17 protein-coding genes are annotated in these 15,213 nt (G+C 60.1%); 8 read left to right on the forward strand and 9 right to left on the reverse strand.

Annotated elements, in window-relative coordinates; translation table 11 throughout:
- Positions 1-220: 220 nt before the first annotated feature.
- Positions 221-802 carry an FMN-dependent NADH-azoreductase gene (locus BM225_RS14530; RefSeq protein WP_072709638.1) on the reverse strand — a complete coding sequence of 194 codons (582 nt, stop codon included), beginning with the start codon at positions 800-802 and terminating at the stop codon, positions 221-223.
- A 156-nt stretch (positions 803-958) separates the two neighbouring features.
- Between BM225_RS14530 and BM225_RS14535 the strand changes: the two genes are divergently transcribed.
- Positions 959-1,834 (forward strand): LysR family transcriptional regulator, encoded by an 876-nt coding sequence (locus tag BM225_RS14535; RefSeq protein ID WP_072709668.1) that lies wholly within the window; start codon positions 959-961, stop codon positions 1,832-1,834.
- On the opposite strand, the gene BM225_RS14540 is transcribed toward BM225_RS14535, so the two are convergent.
- Positions 1,797-2,147, reverse strand: a complete 351-nt coding sequence (locus BM225_RS14540; RefSeq protein ID WP_072709666.1) for an ArsR/SmtB family transcription factor — start codon at positions 2,145-2,147, stop codon at positions 1,797-1,799. The two genes, BM225_RS14535 and BM225_RS14540, sit on opposite strands and share 38 nt — an antisense overlap.
- Positions 2,148-2,353: 206 nt before the next feature.
- Here BM225_RS14540 and BM225_RS14545 point away from each other — a divergent pair, with 206 nt between their 5' ends.
- The 6 genes from BM225_RS14545 (at position 2,354) to BM225_RS14570 (ending at position 5,466) form a co-directional block, all read left to right on the forward strand.
- The gene (locus BM225_RS14545; RefSeq protein ID WP_072709640.1) at positions 2,354-2,698 is read left to right on the forward strand and encodes an AtpZ/AtpI family protein; all 345 of its coding nucleotides are present in this window, start codon (positions 2,354-2,356) and stop codon (positions 2,696-2,698) included.
- Positions 2,673-3,446, forward strand: coding sequence for a F0F1 ATP synthase subunit A (locus tag BM225_RS14550; RefSeq protein ID WP_072709642.1), 774 nt, complete (start codon positions 2,673-2,675; stop codon positions 3,444-3,446). The genes BM225_RS14545 and BM225_RS14550 overlap by 26 nt, the downstream gene beginning before the upstream one ends.
- Positions 3,447-3,504: 58 nt before the next feature.
- On the forward strand, positions 3,505-3,741 hold the full coding sequence (locus tag BM225_RS14555; RefSeq protein WP_072709644.1) for a F0F1 ATP synthase subunit C: 237 nt from the start codon (positions 3,505-3,507) through the stop codon (positions 3,739-3,741).
- A 106-nt stretch (positions 3,742-3,847) separates the two neighbouring features.
- Positions 3,848-4,396: a F0F1 ATP synthase subunit B' gene (locus BM225_RS14560; RefSeq protein WP_072709646.1), complete on the forward strand. Its 549-nt coding sequence runs from the start codon at positions 3,848-3,850 to the stop codon at positions 4,394-4,396.
- 3 nt (positions 4,397-4,399) lie between these two features.
- Complete coding sequence (locus BM225_RS14565) at positions 4,400-4,957, forward strand: F0F1 ATP synthase subunit B (protein WP_072709648.1); 558 nt, start codon at positions 4,400-4,402, stop codon at positions 4,955-4,957.
- 128 nt (positions 4,958-5,085) lie between these two features.
- The gene (locus BM225_RS14570) at positions 5,086-5,466 is read left to right on the forward strand and encodes a hypothetical protein (RefSeq protein ID WP_072709650.1); all 381 of its coding nucleotides are present in this window, start codon (positions 5,086-5,088) and stop codon (positions 5,464-5,466) included.
- On the opposite strand, the gene BM225_RS14575 is transcribed toward BM225_RS14570, so the two are convergent.
- From BM225_RS14575 to BM225_RS14585, 3 genes are all read right to left on the reverse strand, one after another.
- Complete coding sequence (locus tag BM225_RS14575; RefSeq protein ID WP_072709652.1) at positions 5,463-6,230, reverse strand: FadR/GntR family transcriptional regulator; 768 nt, start codon at positions 6,228-6,230, stop codon at positions 5,463-5,465. The genes BM225_RS14570 and BM225_RS14575 overlap by 4 nt on opposite strands.
- 124 nt (positions 6,231-6,354) lie before the next feature.
- Positions 6,355-7,566 carry a TsoY family (seleno)protein gene (locus BM225_RS14580; RefSeq protein ID WP_072709654.1) on the reverse strand — a complete coding sequence of 404 codons (1,212 nt, stop codon included), beginning with the start codon at positions 7,564-7,566 and terminating at the stop codon, positions 6,355-6,357.
- A gap of 79 nt (positions 7,567-7,645) precedes the next feature.
- Positions 7,646-8,101 (reverse strand): GNAT family N-acetyltransferase, encoded by a 456-nt coding sequence (locus tag BM225_RS14585; RefSeq protein WP_072709656.1) that lies wholly within the window; start codon positions 8,099-8,101, stop codon positions 7,646-7,648.
- 132 nt (positions 8,102-8,233) lie between these two features.
- Here BM225_RS14585 and smc point away from each other — a divergent pair, with 132 nt between their 5' ends.
- A complete protein-coding gene (gene smc, locus BM225_RS14590; protein ID WP_092464822.1) occupies positions 8,234-11,692 on the forward strand; it encodes a chromosome segregation protein SMC in 3,459 nt (1,152 codons plus the stop codon).
- Positions 11,693-11,733: 41 nt separating this feature from the next.
- On the opposite strand, the gene BM225_RS14595 is transcribed toward smc, so the two are convergent.
- The 4 genes from BM225_RS14595 to BM225_RS14610 form a co-directional block, all read right to left on the reverse strand.
- Complete coding sequence (locus BM225_RS14595) at positions 11,734-12,138, reverse strand: GNAT family N-acetyltransferase (protein ID WP_245780504.1); 405 nt, start codon at positions 12,136-12,138, stop codon at positions 11,734-11,736.
- Positions 12,135-13,307: a lytic murein transglycosylase gene (locus tag BM225_RS14600; RefSeq protein ID WP_072709672.1), complete on the reverse strand. Its 1,173-nt coding sequence runs from the start codon at positions 13,305-13,307 to the stop codon at positions 12,135-12,137. The genes BM225_RS14595 and BM225_RS14600 overlap by 4 nt, the downstream gene beginning before the upstream one ends.
- Before the next feature lie 63 nt (positions 13,308-13,370).
- Complete coding sequence (cbiB, locus tag BM225_RS14605) at positions 13,371-14,273, reverse strand: adenosylcobinamide-phosphate synthase CbiB (RefSeq protein ID WP_072709674.1); 903 nt, start codon at positions 14,271-14,273, stop codon at positions 13,371-13,373.
- Entirely contained in the window at positions 14,270-15,208 is a 939-nt protein-coding gene (locus tag BM225_RS14610; protein WP_072709676.1) for a threonine-phosphate decarboxylase, read from the reverse strand. Before BM225_RS14610 ends, cbiB begins: the two co-directional genes overlap by 4 nt.
- Positions 15,209-15,213 lie beyond the last annotated feature (5 nt).

Raw genomic sequence — 15,213 nt, forward strand, 5'->3', positions numbered from 1 at the left:
ATACGCCAAGCGCCCCCATGGGCGCAACGCGCTGATGGAGGGCGATCCCGGCAATAGCCATGGGACCGGAAGCATCAAAACTTCCGGAGGATTCTGCGCGCGTATGCATGATACAGGCACCAGAGTCAAGAAAAGGCGCGCCCCGGGGAGGAATGGGACGCGCCTTTGAGTGGGCCACGGGAATGAGGGAGGAACGCGGCCGGTTGATCAGCTAACTGCGTTACGCAGCAATTTGTTCCACGGCCTCATAAGCATTTTTCACAGAACCTTCGGCATCGATTGCCAGCTGGTCTGCGGCAACGATGGACACGTCAGTAATGCCAACGAAACCAAGGATAAATTTCATGTAGGTGGTCGCGTGGTCGATTTCAGAGCCAACACCGGTGCCGCCGGATGCGACGGCCAGAATGGCGCGTTTGTTGGGCAATAGGCCTTCGGGGCCTGCTTCGGTGTAGCGGAAGGTCACGCCGGCACGGATGAACTGGTCCACCCATGCCTTGACGCTCGCGGGGATCATGAAGTTGTAGATCGGCAAGCCAATGACGATGGTGTCGGCGGCACGCAGTTCGTCGACGATCGTGTCGGACAGCGCCAGAATCTCTTTCTGGGCGTCAGTCCGTTTGTCTGCGGGTGTGAAATTGGCGGTGGCCCATGCTTCGTCAACGAGGGGCGGAGTTTCGATCAGGTCGCGTGTGATGACCTCATCTGCGTTTAGGCGGGCAACGATGCGGTTGGTCAGATCGCGCGTTACGGACTCGTCTTTGCGGACGGAGCTATCAATGCGAAGTACGGTCTTAGTCATTTGTAAAATCCACTTTGTTCGAGAGGTGAGGGTGGTTTTTCAGTCTCGTCGATAACATGGCTCTTGCTTTTTCGAACGCAATCACGAGAAATGCGGTAGTAAATGTGTGTGCCTGCACAATAATGAAGTTTCGGGGGTCTAATTGGTCTGATGGGTATGGATAATTGGGACGAGGTGCGTACCGCCTATCAGGTGGCGCGAATGGGGACTGTCAGTGGCGCTGCCGACATTTTGGGCGTGCACCATGCCACAGTGATCCGTCACATCGATGCACTTGAGCAGCGGCTCGGGGTCAAACTGTTCCAACGCCATGCTCGTGGTTACACGCCGACCGAAGCGGGTCATGACCTGTTCCGCGTGGCGCAAACCACTGATGACCAGTTCAGCCAGTTGGCGGGCCGGATCAAAGGGCAGGGCGCCGGTGTCGGGGGCGAGTTGGTCGTCACATCGCTGGTGCAGTTGTCTCCGCTGATCGTGCCGGTGCTGAAGGGTTTTCAGGAAGAGCATCCGGATGTGGTCGTCCGCTTTCTGACCGGCGAGCGTCTGTTCCGTCTGGAGTATGGCGAGGCCCACGTGGCGATCCGTGCGGGCAACGCGCCGGATCAGCCGGATAACGTGGTGCAGCCGTTCTTTCGCCAGCAGGTCGCGCTGTTCGCGTCCAAGAGCTACGTCGAGAAGTATGGCAAACCCGAGAGTCCCGCGGACTATAAAGACCACCGCTTTGTCGGGCAGGATAACGTCGACAGCCGCGCGCCCTTCTATATGTGGATGAAGGACAATATCCCGCGCGAGAACGTGACATTCCGGTCAGAGGATTCCCGCGCAATCGAGCAGGCCATTCTGGACGGTGCCGGAATCGGCTTCATGGCCTACTGGGAATGGCAGCAGCACAAAGATCTGGTGCAGATTTGCGAACCCGATGACACCTGGGCCTCGAATATCTGGATCGTGACCCACGTAGACCTGCATCGCACGCCCAAGGTTCAGACCTTCCTCAAGTATCTGAAGGATCAGGCTCAGGGCTGGCGCTGAGTTCAACCTCGAGAAACCGTTCGAAGGCGTCCAGATTGACGGCTTCGAACTGCCCGAAGCCCTGCATCCATATACTGGCATCCCGCAGGGCATTCGGCTCTAGCTTGCACCATTTCACCCGTCCGCGCTTTTCCTGAGAGATCAGGCCCGCGTTGGCGAGAATGGTCAGATGCTTGGAAATCGCAGCCAATGACATGTCGAACGGCTCTGCCACATCGGTGACGGCCATATCATCCTCGAGCAGCATCGACAGGATGGTGCGTCGGGTGCGATCGGCGAGCGCCGCAAAAACAAGGTCGAGCTGCTGGTCCATAATCAGGGCATGGGGCAGGAATTTGGGAACGTCAACCAAATGGTTGAATATAGAAAATGGGCCTTTCGTGCCGGTTTTGCCTGCGGCGTGGTGGCGCAAACGGAAATCGATGTCATAAAAATCAATGACTTAAGGTGGACATTCTGTCGCTTGACTCACAGCGCTGTGACACCTATCCAACCTCCAACAGCCCAAGGGGTGCGTAGATGATTGATCCAGCCGAAAAAGAGCGTCTTGAGCGGCTCGAGGCGCGGATCTCGGAAGCGAAAAAGGCTCATGCCGAGCCTGAGCCCCGGGCCGACGAACATTATTCCCAAGCGCAAGTTGCTTGGCGGATGGTGACGGAACTGGTTGCCGGTTTATTGATCGGCTTCGGCATGGGATACGGTTTGGATGCCATTTTAGGGACCAAACCGGTGTTCATGGCGGTATTTACATTGTTGGGTTTCATCGCGGGCGTGAAGACAATGCTCCGCTCGGTAACAGAAATCCAAGATCAACACGCGGCGACGGCCGCACAGGATGATGAGGGACGTAACAGTGGCGGATAATGCACACGCAGCAGAAGGCACCGGCCTGGTTTTTCACCCCATGGATCAGTTCAAGGTCCAGCCGCTGTTCGGTGGTACTGACGTAAGCTGGTACACCCCGACCAACGCGATGCTGTGGCTTGCCCTGACCGTTCTGGCTGTCTTCCTCGTGATGGTTGTTGGGACACGCGGCCGCGCTGTGATCCCCTCGCGCGGTCAGTCGATCGGCGAACTGGCGTACGGCTTCGTCTACAAGATGATCGAGGACGTGACCGGCAAGGATGCCATCGTCTACTTCCCCTACATCATGACCCTGTTCATGTTCATCCTGATGAACAACTTCCTGGGTCTGATCCCTGCCAGCTTCGCGAACACTGCACAGATCGCAGTCACCGCGATCCTCGCATTCGCAGTTTTCTTTGCCGTGACGATCATCGGTTTCGTCAAACACGGCACGCACTTCCTCGGCCTTTTCTGGGTGACCTCGGCGCCGCTCGCCATCCGTCCCGTTCTGGCCGTCATCGAAGTGATTTCCTACTTTGTTCGCCCTGTCAGCCACTCTATCCGTCTTGCCGGTAACATCACCGCCGGTCACGCCGTGATCAAAGTGTTCGCTGCATTCGCCGGTCTCGTCGCTCTGTCGCCGCTGGCTATCCTGGGCATCACCGCCATGTACGGCCTCGAAATGCTGGTTGCATTCATTCAGGCCTACGTTTTCACCATCCTGACTTGTGTCTATCTGAAAGACGCTCTGCACCCGAGCCACTAAGGCTCGGCCCCGCAGATCAGGACTGAATTATCGCCATTCCAACGTAAGGAGAAATGTTATGGAAGGCTCGATCGCAGAAATGGGTAAATTCATCGGTGCCGGCCTGTCGGCATTCGGTATGGGTCTGGCAGCTATCGGTGTGGGCAACGTCGCCGGTAACTTCCTGGCTGGCGCACTGCGCAACCCTTCGGCCGCTGGCGGCCAAACCGCGACCCTGTTCATCGGTATCGCGTTCGCAGAAGCACTGGGCATCTTCTCGTTCCTGGTTGCTCTGCTGCTGATGTTCGCCGTCTAATCTACGGGTTCATTCCTTACGGCCGGGCGAGCGTCACTGCGACGCTCGCCCGGTAATATCGGACCTTCGGGTCCGAACCAAGGACGGGCCACGGAGGACGCACAACATGGCAACTGAATCGCATGGCGCTGAAGCCGTTGCAGCAGGTCACGCCGCAGCCGAGTCGGCAGGTATGCCTCAGCTCGCAGTCGAGACCTTTGGGAACCAGATCTTCTGGCTCCTCGTCGCGCTTGTCGCGACCTACCTGATCCTGTCGCGCGTGGCTCTGCCGCGTATCGCAGCCGTTCTGGCCGAGCGTCAGGGGACCATTACGAATGATATCGCCGCCGCCGAAGAGCTGAAGCTCAAGGCGAAAGAGGCAGAGGCCGCCTATGAACAGGCACTGGCTGATGCCCGTACGCAGGCGAACGAGATTGTTGAAGCCACCCGTGCCGACATCAAGGCTGACCTTGATGCCGCTCTGGAAAAGGCTGACGCTGAAATCGCTGCCAAAGCTGCAGAGTCGGAAAAGGCAATCGCCGAAATCCGCGCGAACGCAGCCGAAAGCGCAGCCGAAGTTGCCAAAGACACCGCCAAAGAGCTTATCGCTGCTCTGGGTGGCGAAGTTGATGGCCGCTCGGTGACCGCAGCTGTCAACGCCCGGATGAAAGGATAAGCCATGCGCACACTGATCATCCTTGCCGCTGCTCTTGCCGCTTCGCCGGCGATGGCTGCATCGGGTCCGTTTTTCTCGCTGCACAACACCAACTTTGTCGTTTTGATCGCCTTCTTGGTGTTCCTCGGCATCCTCGTGTACTTCAAAGTGCCTGGCACTCTGGGTGGTATGCTGGATAACCGTGCGACCGAGATCAAAGGCGAACTGGACGAAGCACGTCAGCTGCGCGAAGAGGCTCAGAGCCTGCTTGCAAGCTACGAGCGTAAGCAGAAAGAAGTTCAGGACCAGGCGGACGCAATTGTTGCAAACGCCAAAGCCGAAGCTGAAGCTGCTGCCGTTCAGGCGAAAGAAGACCTGCAGAAATCGATTGCTCGCCGTGTGCAAGCTGCCGAAGAGCAGATCGCATCGGCCGAAGCATCGGCTGTTCGTGAAGTCCGTGACAGCGCGATCAACGCAGCTGTTGGCGCGGCGCGCGACATCCTTGCCAAGCAGATGACCGACGAAAAGTCGGGCGCTCTGATCGACTCGTCGATCAACGAAGTAAAAGCCAAACTGCACTAACGGCCAAGGTCTTACAGGGACAGTGAAGCGCGGATTGCATTCTTGCAGTCCGCGCTTTTTCGTTGCAGTAAGCAACCAAGTTTAGACGAGTGTGCTATCATCGCATTATGCGGTGAAAGGGTTGGAGTATGCCTTTCAAGACAACAGCGATTTTGACGGCGGCGGTTATGGCGGCACTCGGGCTGGTTTTGCTATGGGCGCCGGACTCGATTCTGGACGACTCGTTTGACCTGTCCGCAGATTATTCGCACATAATGGCGCGTCGCATGTCGATCTTTATGCTGATCTACGCATTCTTGCTGTTCAGGTTGCATGACGTGCCCGCAGGCAAAGTGCGCAACACTCTGTGCCATGGCTCCATCATTCTGATGTTCTCGTTGGGTGCGCTAGCGGCCTATGAGATGGCTGTCGGCCATGCAGCAGGCAATTTCATGCGCATCGGTCTTGCGAACTTTGCGATGGGGTTTCTGTTCGTATGGAGCTGCATTTCTGAGCGCAGGCGAGGTTAACGATCCCGTTCGTGCTGGAAACGCTGCATCGCAACCGCTTCGTTGCGCAGCGCACGCTTTTCGTCCCGCAGGGCCGTTTCGACGTAATCCAAATGTGCAGTTACTGCGGCCCGCGCGGCGGCCGGATCCCGTTTCTGTAGAGCTGTGTTGATCGCGCGGTGCTGCTCTAGCAGGTCATCGCGGGTGGTGCGCTGTTTGAACATGACGTTACGATTGTAGAACACACCTTCGCGCAGCAGATCGAACATGGAGCGCAGCATGTGCAGCATAATCGTGTTGTGGCTGGCCTCGATGATGGCCATGTGGAAATCGGCATCAATCGCAGCCTCTTCGGCGGGATTTCGTTTGGGATGGGCGGCCTCCATCCGTTTGAAGACGGTGTCGATCACCCGCAAATCCGTGTCTGACGCCATGCGGCAGGCGCGGTCGGCGGCCAGCCCCTCGATGTCGCGGCGGAACGCGATGTAGTCAAACACGGCTTCGTCATGCGCGGCGAAGAGCCGGATGAGGGCGGGTGAAAACGCATTTCCCAAAACTTCTGCCACGAAAACGCCGGACCCGGCGCGGGTTTCAAGCAACCCATTATCCTGCAGTTCCGATACGGCTTCGCGCAGGGATGGACGCGACACGCCAAGCCGATCCGACAGCTCTCGCTCTGACGGGAGCCGTTCCCCCGGCCGGAGAATGCCGCGCAGAATCAACTGCTCGATCTGTCGGACCACAGAGGTCGAAAGCTTTTCCGGTTGGACTTTTTGAAAGGGCATTGCGGGCACCGTCGAATTGATTGGTCATATTATATGACCGGAGCGGCGCGGAAAACACAGCGAAAAAAAGAGCGCCCCGAAGGGCGCCCAAGTCTTTCCAGGGATGGAAAAGAGAGTGGTGGTTTTATTCTGCGGGCACCGCCGCTGCCTCTGAGGTGGCAAAGTGCTGGCGGTTCAGGCGGAAGACCAAGGCAACCATCGCGAACTGTGCGATCAGGGCGATGGCGGTGATGCTCCAGTAGGTCACGTCGTACTTGGTGATCACGCCAGCAGCCACGAGCCCTTTGTTGACGAAGAAGTGCAGCATGACACTCAGCGCGACACCGGGGCAGACCAGAGCGTAGGACCCAGCAGATGTTTTCTGACCCAGAACGAAGTCCTTGAAGTAGCCTTGGCGGCGCAGAACCGTCATGCCAAGGCCAAGGAAGACGAGTTGTACTGCCAGTAGCTTGGCCAAGAAGACCATGGTTTCGCCTGCAGTGGTGTGCACCTCGAAGGTGGTGTGCAGGCCGTGATCTTGGCGCAGGACCATGATCCCGAGCACGGTCATCAATGGGACGATAATCATCAGCGTCGGGCCAGCTTCTTTGGCGGTGCCATAGTGCAGCATCGAATTGAAGGCGGTCAGCACGGCGACAACGCTGTAGAGCACGGCGGCCACCCCAAAGACGGTGGACAGCACGAGGCTCGCACCGACTGTCGCGGTGGTGTGCGACATCGCGGCGGGGGCGGACAGACCAACGGCAACCATAGCCAGAGCAAACGCAGGCAGCATTTGGGCAAAAGAGTTGTGCGCGGTCACATCAAAGATCCCGCCCTTGGACAGCACGCGGCCAAGGAAGTCGCCGATCAGGCGCACAGCCCACACACCGGTCAGCGCGAAGGCAACCATCGCCATCGGGAACAGATATTCGACGATGCTCCACAGCTGCGGCACGAACACGAGACCGACGATAAAGCTGGCGTTGATGCTCATGGCAACGGCCAGAGGTGCGGCGAGCAAGGTCGTTTCGCCGTTAGAGTTGCGCAGTTTGGTATAGGCTTCGGTCTGCTTGAATTTGGACAGCTGGCCGAGGTTCCAGATCAGTGCCTTGATGTTCATGAAGGCAAACACGGCGATGCCCAGAGCGGCCACGATGATGGCGGCTTTCAGCGGCAGCGTACCTGTTTCGAACGCGGCGCGAATGTCCTCGAAGACGGGGACAGGCTTGCCGGGATGCGGGACCCAGAACATCAGATACATAAAGAATGTGACGGCAAGGCCGCCTGCTCCGACGGAGCCTAGGAAGTAGGTGGGGACATATTTGTCCGCGGCTTTGTAAGTGTGAATCGACATCGGACTCTCCTGACGTATTCGTCTTTGTGAATATAATAGTATTCACAAAATGGAATGTGAAGTCCCAAAGTGTCGCACCCTAAGTCATGGTCTTTTCCATGAACAGGCTGTCGGGGTGGTCTGTGTAATCTCCGAAGGGACCGCAGAAGGTAAAGCCGTGGCGTTGATATAGCTTGTGCGCCGCTGTCAGCAGGGTTCCGGTCTCGAGTCTGAGGATTGGAATCCCTTCCTCGCGCGCGACGGCGAAGATCGCCTCGAGCATCGCATCAGCGAGTCCTGCACCCCGACAGGTCGGGTCCACGAACATCGATTTAATCTCGCCATAGCCGTCTTTGCGGGCGATGGCGCAGCAACCCCGCGTGACGCCATCAATCCGCCCTTCAAAGAATGTGATCTCTGGCACGCACAGCGCGTCGATTGACAGAAAGTGGCAGGCCTCCGCGTCAAAAAGAGAGAGCATGAGTGCGTGGCTGGCCTGTAATAAGGCGGTGGATTCGGGGGCATGTGGGTTGCCGACCGCAACAGTAACAGTCATCTGTGGGCCTCTTGGTTTCCGCAATATCTTGTGGATAAGCCGTGCATAAACAATAGATCGTGATGTGGTTCCGTTGACTTCGGTGCAATGCCGCCTGCAAAATAAGCGCCTTACGACTCGCGCAGGAAAACGATGCCCCTCAAGTTCACCAAACTTCGCCTGACTGGCTTCAAAAGCTTTGTAGACCCAACGGATTTGATAATCCACGACGGTTTGACAGGGGTGGTGGGGCCGAACGGTTGCGGTAAGTCCAACCTTCTGGAAGCGCTGCGCTGGGTCATGGGCGAGAACCGCCCGACCGCCATGCGCGGCGGTGGCATGGAGGACGTGATCTTTGCTGGGGCTTCGACCCGTCCGGCCAAGAACTTTGCCGAAGTGTCCCTGCACTTGGACAACACGGACCGTCTGGCGCCGCAGGGCTTCAACGATCAGGACAGCGTGGACGTGGTGCGCCGCATCACCCGTGATGTGGGCAGCGCCTACAAGGCCAACGGCAAAGATGTGCGGGCGCGCGATATTCAGATGCTGTTCGCCGATGCCTCGACCGGTGCGCATTCGCCGGCGCTTGTGCGTCAGGGGCAGATTTCCGAACTGATTAACGCCAAACCCAAAGCGCGCCGCCGCATTCTGGAAGAGGCGGCGGGGATTTCTGGGCTCTATCAGCGTCGCCACGAGGCCGAATTGCGGCTCAAGGCGACCGAGGGCAATCTGACCCGCGTGGACGATGTGATTGACCAACTCAGCCAGCAGTTGGCCACGTTGCAGCGTCAGGCCAAGCAGGCCGCGCGCTATCGTGCGATTGGTGAAGAGTTGCGGAAATCAGAAGGGCAGCTCTTGTACCGCCGTTGGCGCGAGGCGGACGACGCGCGGATGGCTGCCGAAGAGGTGCTGCGTCAGGCCAGTTTGACCGCCTCTCAGGCCGAGTCGGACTCGCGCAAAGCCTCTGCCGCCCGAGAGGAATGCGAAGGGTTGCTCCCGCCGCTGCGCGAGGAAGAGGCCGTGGCGAGCGCAATTTTACAGCGCTTGCAGGTGACCCGCGATGCCCTGTCCGATCAGGAAAAGCAGGCGCAGGATCGCATTCGGACGCTGCAGGGCCGGATCACTCAGCTTGCGCAGGATATTGATCGCGAGTCCGGTTTGAACCGTGACGCTGGCGAGACGATTGAACGGCTGGAATGGGAAGCGCGTGAACTGGCCAAGGCCAGCGAAGGTCACGAGGACCGTCTGGCTGAAGCCAGCGATGCCGCCTCCGAAGCGGCGGCGGTTTTGGCGGAACGCGAGGCTGACCTGAGCGAGCGGACCGAAGATGTGGCTCGCCTGGCGGCACGGCACCAATCCGTGCAGCGCCTGCTGTCGGACACACGCCGGACCTTGGATAAAGCCGAAGCCGAAGGCGAACGCGCGCGTCAGGCGGTTGCCGAAGCCCGCGATATCTTGGCCCGTGCGAGCGAAGATTTAGCGCGCGCAGAAGAAGAGGAAGCGATCGCGCAGGCGCAGGCCGAGGCGGCAGAGATCGCCTTGTCAGATGCCGAAAGCGCGCGGTCCCAGATGCAGGACCGAGAGAACGCCGCCCGTGCGGCCCGTGCCGAGGCGGAGGGTGCCGCCAATACCTTGCGCGCCGAAGCGGGCGCGTTGGCCAAACTGGTGTCGCGCGATGAGTCAGACAGCGCGCCGCTGCTGGATCAGCTGCACGTGACCGCTGGGTATGAAAAGGCTTTGGGCGCAGCGCTGGCCGATGATCTGCGCCAGCCCGCCGTCCGAGAGGGCGAAAGCGGGTGGACGTTGCTGCCGGAATATGCGGTGCCTCAGACATTGCCCGCCGGGGTCCGTCCCTTGGCCGAGGTGGTCGAGGCGCCAGCCGTTTTGGCCCGCCGCTTGTCCCAGATCGGGATCGTATCGGCCGAGGATGGAGCGCGTCTGCACGCCGTTTTGGCGCCGGGGCAGCGGTTGGTCAGTGTTGAAGGCGACCTCTGGCGTTGGGACGGTCTGCACGCAAACGCCGAAGAGGCGCCGACCGCTGCGGCCTTGCGGCTGGAGCAGTTGAACCGCTTGGAACGCCTGCGCGAAGAATTGGACGAAGCTGAAATTCGTGCCGAGGACGCCCGCGCTGCCCACGAAGAGGTTAGCGCGGAACTGGCCGAATTGGCGCGGGCGGATGCGGCTGCGCGGGATGCGCGCCGGATGGCAGACCAGCAGGTGGCCGAAGCGGGCCGTCGCTTGTCCCGACTGGAAGCAGAGCGCAACCTCGCTGAGGGCAAACTGGAAACGCTGGATCTGTCGGTGCGCCGTCATGCCGATGATGCGCTGGCCGCACGCGAAGCGTTGACCGAGGCCGAAGCTGCCGCCGAGGATCTGGGAGATCTGGAGGCCGCGCGTGCCGAGGTCGAGGATCTGAAGCTCACGGTTGAGGCCTCGCGCATGACCATGATGACCAAGCGGTCCATGTGGGATGCGGTGAAGCGAGAGGGCGAGGCGCGTCTGAAGCGCAGCCAGCAGGTGACGCAGGAACTGTCAGGTTGGCGTCACCGCCTTGAGACCGCGAACCTGCGCGCCGAAGAATTGCAGGCCCGCAAAGAAGACACCGAGATCGAACTGGACGAGGCCTGCGCCGCGCCCGAAGAGATTGCGATCCGCCGCGAAGAGATGAACGCGCAGATCGAGGACGCAGAGCGTCGCCGGAGCGCGGCGGGGGATGCCTTGGCCGCGGCCGAGACCGCGTTGCGCGCCGCCGATATCGCGAGCCGCGATTGCGAGCGTCAGGCTGGCGAGGCCCGAGAGGCCCGCGCCCGCGCGGAGGCCCGCTTGGACGGCGCCCGCGAGACGGTGCAGCATGCCGCAGATCGGATCGAAGAAGAGTTGGAAGTCACTCCGAATGCTTTGCTGGCGCGCTTGGAATTGGATCCCAAGAATATGCCCGCCTCTGATGTGCTGGAGGAGGACGTCACCCGTCTGCGTCGTCAACGCGATGCCTTGGGCGCGGTGAACCTGCGCGCCGAAGAGGACATGCGCGAAGTGGCCGAAGAGCATGACACTCTGGTCGGTGAAAAGCATGATCTGGAAGAGGCGATCAAGGCTCTGCGCACCGGCATTTCCGGTCTGAACAAAGAAGGGCGCGCGCGACTGCTGGCGGCCTTTGATCAGGTGAACGAAAACTTCGGGATGCTGTTCACCCACCTCTTTAACGGGGGCGAGGCCAAGCTGGTCATGGTCGAGAGCGACGATCCCTTGGACGCAGGGCTAGAGATCATGTGCCAACCGCCGGGCAAGAAGCTGAGCGTGCTGAGCTTGTTGTCGGGCGGGGAGCAGACCCTGACCGCGCTCGCGCTGATCTTTGCGGTGTTCCTTGCCAACCCCGCGCCGATCTGTGTGCTGGACGAGGTCGATGCGCCTTTGGACGACGCGAACGTGACCCGCTTCTGCGACCTGCTCGACGAGATGACTCGCCGGACAGAGACCCGCTTCCTGATCATCACCCACCATGCCGTGACGATGGCCCGCATGGATCGACTGTTCGGCGTGACGATGGCGGAACAGGGGGTCAGTCAGCTGGTCTCTGTGGACCTGAAAAAGGCCGAGTCGATGGTGGCTTGAGCCCGCTTTGGGTGGCGGCGCATTTGAAAGCCAGTTTTGGACTACTCGAAACCGGCGGCGGCGTAGAAAGCGTGATTGTCGGGGCGATCCGTACCAGTCAGTAACATCACTTTGTAGCAGCCAGCGGCCCACGCTTGTTCGGCGGCGAAATGCAGGACTTGGCGGCCTAGGCCCGTGCGGCGGGCGTCCGCATGTGTGACCACGTTTTCGATCAGTCCATAGGGTTTGCCTCCGCGTGTCAGGTTCGGGATAACCACCAGAGTACAGCTTGCCATGATCGCGCCGTTAATTTCGGCCACGATGATCCCGCTGCCATGCCACTGCATGAGTTGCGTGAAAGAAGCCTCTGCAGTGTTGAGATTGCAGGGTGCTTCTTCGGGGATCAGGTGGCGATAGAGTTGGACGACCTGAGTCAGATCGTCCTGTGTCGCCAGCCTCAGGATCAAAGCTGGTTCAGCAGCCCTTGGGTCGGCCATGCATCGGCGGGCAGGCCCAGTTTTTGCTGAATGTCCTGCACAGCCTCGCGGGATTTCTCGCCCAAGATGCCATCTGCGCCGCCAACATCATAGCCGCGCGCTTGTAGCTTCTGCTGAAGCTGTTTGATCTGCGGACCGCTCAGGCCGGGGTCGGGGTTGCCCGCGTTGTAGATCGGAGCGCCTTCGAGGCGAGTGCCGAAATAGGCGGCGGTCAGCACGTAGGTGAAACTCTGGTTCCACTCGAAGTAGACGTTGAAGTTGGGATAGGCGAGGAAGGCCGGACCTTTGCGTCCCATGGGCAGGATGATCGAAGCAGGCAGATCAGGACGCAGCATTTTCCCACTGCGTGCCTGAACGCCCTTTGCCTGCCATTCGGCGGCGGTTTTGCGGGTTTTGAGGCCGGTTTGGCTCCAGTCCAGATTTTGCGGCACGACGATTTCTTGGAGCCACGGCTCGTTGGGACGCCAGCCAAGGCCGGACAGCATCTTGGCGCCGGACATCAGCGCATCGGGTGCCGAGGTTTTCAGGCTGACATGACCGTCGCCATCGCCATCCACGCCGTTTTCCAAAATGTCGCCGGGCAGCATTTGAACCATGCCGATCTCGCCAGCCCAAGCGCCCGTGGTGGTCTGGGGATCAAAATCGCCCTTTTCGAACAGGCGGATCGCGGACAGCACCTGCGGGCGGAAGAGTTCGGGGCGGCGGCAGTCATGGGCCAAGGTGACCAGAGCGTTACGGGTGTTGAAGTTCCCTTGGAAGCCGCCGTAGTCGGTTTCGAACGCCCAAAACGCCAAGAGCACGCCAGGATTGATGCCGTATTGCTGCTGGATGCGGTCAAAGGTGCTGCGGTACTGGCGCCATTTTTGCGCGCCCGCCTGCATGCGGTTCTGGCTGATCAGCATCCGCGAGAATTCGATGAAGTCCTTTTGAAAGACGCCTTGGGCACGGTCTGCCTTGAGAACTGCGCCGGATTGCTGTGCGCCCGAGAAAAAGGCGTCGACTGTCGCTTGGGAGTGGCCGCGCTGCATGGCCTCGGCCTTGAGCCCGTTGATAAAACTACCCCAATTGCCTCCACAAGTTTGGGCAGAGGCGGGCAGGGCGAGGCCAAGGGCAAAGAGGCTGGCGGTCAAGAGGCGCATAGGAAAGTCCTGTAGATCAAAGATTTGATCAGAACTTAGCACTCGCAGGGTGTACGTAAAATGTCAGATCAGCCAGATCAGAGTGGCCAGCAAAACCATGCCGGCCCATGCGCGCCACAGAACTGTGCAAGCTGCATCGATCTGCATTGGGCCGGGATAGCGGTTGCCCGAAGGATGCACCCAAGGGAAGTCCTGCATTTGTCCGTGATAGGCGCGTGGACCGGAAAGAGAGACATTCAGAACGCGGGCCATGGCGCTTTCGGGCCAACCCGCGTTGGGGGACCTGTGCTGCCGCGCCTCTGTGGGCAAGCCACGCCACAGGTCGGGACGGCCGTGGGACAGCAGGATCAGGACCGCAGACAGGCGAGCGGGCACCCAGTTCAGCCAGTCATCAAGGCGAGCAGCGGCCCAGCCAAATTCTTCGTGACGCGGGGTGCGGTGGCCAATCATGCTGTCTGCGGTGTTGACCAATTTGTAGAGGACGATGCCGGGCAAACCGCCGATCAGAAACCAGAAGGCGGGGGCAATAACGCCATCACTGAAATTCTCGGCCGCGGATTCAATCGCGGCACGGGCGACAGCTGGTTCCTCCATTTCTGCGGTATCGCGGCCGACGATCATGGCGACAGATTTCCGGCCTCTGGTGATGGTCTGGCGCAGACCTGCGGCGACAGCCTCGACGTGTTCAACAAGTGATTTCTGAGCCAGCAGGATGGCGGCACAGACAATCTGTACGATCCAGCCAAAGCTGGACAGAATACCCGCGATGACGATCCAGAACAGGATCAATAGGCCCAGTGCGATGACGCCTTTCTGCCGCTTGTCCTCGCCCTTGTTAAAGCGCTTGTCTGCCCAGTCGATGGTACGGCCCATCAGGACGGCAGGGTGCGGAACGCGATCCCAAAGAGCTTTGGGTTCGCCCATGACCGCGTCTAGCGCCATCGCGAGTATGAGCGCGGCGCTCATAGGCTGGCCTCGAACTGGTCCCAGCGGTCGGGAGCGGGTAGGCCAAGGCGGAGCCAGCGGTCGGAGTAGGGAAAGATACGGGTCCAGACGTGGTGCTGCGCCATCCGGTCCTGCCACGCGGCTGCGTCGCCGACATCGTACAGGCGAAAAAGTGTCGTGCCACCGACGAGCTTTGCCCCCTTGCCTGTCATGATCTTGTCCATGCGGGCTGTGTCTGCGGCCAGGCGGGCGCGCGTCTGCGCGGCCCACTCGTCATCCATCAGGGCCCTTGTTCCGATCTCTAGCGCGGGCCCAGAGACGGCCCACGGCCCAATCATATCGCGCATCCGGTCCACCAGCGGGGTGGGGCCGATCAGGAATCCCAAACGCAATCCCGCGAGACCCCAGAACTTGCCAAAGGACTTGAGGATCAGCGTGTCGGGGCGTTCGGCCCTATGGATCAAAGTGGCCTCCGGCGTCACGTCACAGAAGCTTTCATCGATGATATTGAGGCGTGCGGTCAGCGCCGCCTCTTCGGCGAGGCGACCGTCGGGGTTGTTTGGGTGGACAACAACGGTGGCGTCTGTCCCCTGCGGAGACACATCCCAACCGCACGCGGCAAAGGCAGCGGCGTGTTCGTTGTAGGTTGGGGTAGGGATATTCACAGCGCCGGTTTGTGCCAGCGCGGGAATGCGCGCAATCAGGCTCGACGCGCCGGGTGCAGAGATCACGGAAGCGCCCTTGGGCACATTCCAAAAGCGCCGCGCCGCGTCAGACAAGGCATATCTAGCATTTAAATCGGGCAGCGCGTTCCAAGCGTCCGCGCTGATTTCGCCGACGGGGTAGGGGACAGGGTTGATGCCAGTCGACAGGTCAAGCCAGCCGTCCCGTGTGCCGCCATACTGCGCTATCGCGGCGTCAATGCCGCCCCCGTGGTCTCTGGTTTTGACCGCCATCGTCT

This window comes from Donghicola eburneus, from assembly GCF_900115865.1.
Taxonomy (GTDB): Bacteria; Pseudomonadota; Alphaproteobacteria; order Rhodobacterales; family Rhodobacteraceae; genus Donghicola; species Donghicola eburneus.

Coding starts and splice junctions, on each gene's coding strand:
- BM225_RS14555 (WP_072709644.1), top strand. CDS start 3,505: ATGGAAGGCTCGATCGCAGAAATGGGTAAATTCATCGGTGCCGGCCTG.
- smc (WP_092464822.1), top strand. CDS start 8,234: ATGCCCCTCAAGTTCACCAAACTTCGCCTGACTGGCTTCAAAAGCTTT.
- cbiB (WP_072709674.1), bottom strand. CDS start 14,273: ATGAGCGCCGCGCTCATACTCGCGATGGCGCTAGACGCGGTCATGGGC.
- BM225_RS14550 (WP_072709642.1), top strand. CDS start 2,673: ATGAGGGACGTAACAGTGGCGGATAATGCACACGCAGCAGAAGGCACC.
- BM225_RS14535 (WP_072709668.1), top strand. CDS start 959: ATGGATAATTGGGACGAGGTGCGTACCGCCTATCAGGTGGCGCGAATG.
- BM225_RS14530 (WP_072709638.1), bottom strand. CDS start 802: ATGACTAAGACCGTACTTCGCATTGATAGCTCCGTCCGCAAAGACGAG.
- BM225_RS14575 (WP_072709652.1), bottom strand. CDS start 6,230: ATGCCCTTTCAAAAAGTCCAACCGGAAAAGCTTTCGACCTCTGTGGTC.
- BM225_RS14600 (WP_072709672.1), bottom strand. CDS start 13,307: ATGCGCCTCTTGACCGCCAGCCTCTTTGCCCTTGGCCTCGCCCTGCCC.
- BM225_RS14565 (WP_072709648.1), top strand. CDS start 4,400: ATGCGCACACTGATCATCCTTGCCGCTGCTCTTGCCGCTTCGCCGGCG.
- BM225_RS14540 (WP_072709666.1), bottom strand. CDS start 2,147: ATGGACCAGCAGCTCGACCTTGTTTTTGCGGCGCTCGCCGATCGCACC.
- BM225_RS14570 (WP_072709650.1), top strand. CDS start 5,086: ATGCCTTTCAAGACAACAGCGATTTTGACGGCGGCGGTTATGGCGGCA.
- BM225_RS14560 (WP_072709646.1), top strand. CDS start 3,848: ATGGCAACTGAATCGCATGGCGCTGAAGCCGTTGCAGCAGGTCACGCC.
- BM225_RS14610 (WP_072709676.1), bottom strand. CDS start 15,208: ATGGCGGTCAAAACCAGAGACCACGGGGGCGGCATTGACGCCGCGATA.
- BM225_RS14545 (WP_072709640.1), top strand. CDS start 2,354: ATGATTGATCCAGCCGAAAAAGAGCGTCTTGAGCGGCTCGAGGCGCGG.
- BM225_RS14580 (WP_072709654.1), bottom strand. CDS start 7,566: ATGTCGATTCACACTTACAAAGCCGCGGACAAATATGTCCCCACCTAC.
- BM225_RS14585 (WP_072709656.1), bottom strand. CDS start 8,101: ATGACTGTTACTGTTGCGGTCGGCAACCCACATGCCCCCGAATCCACC.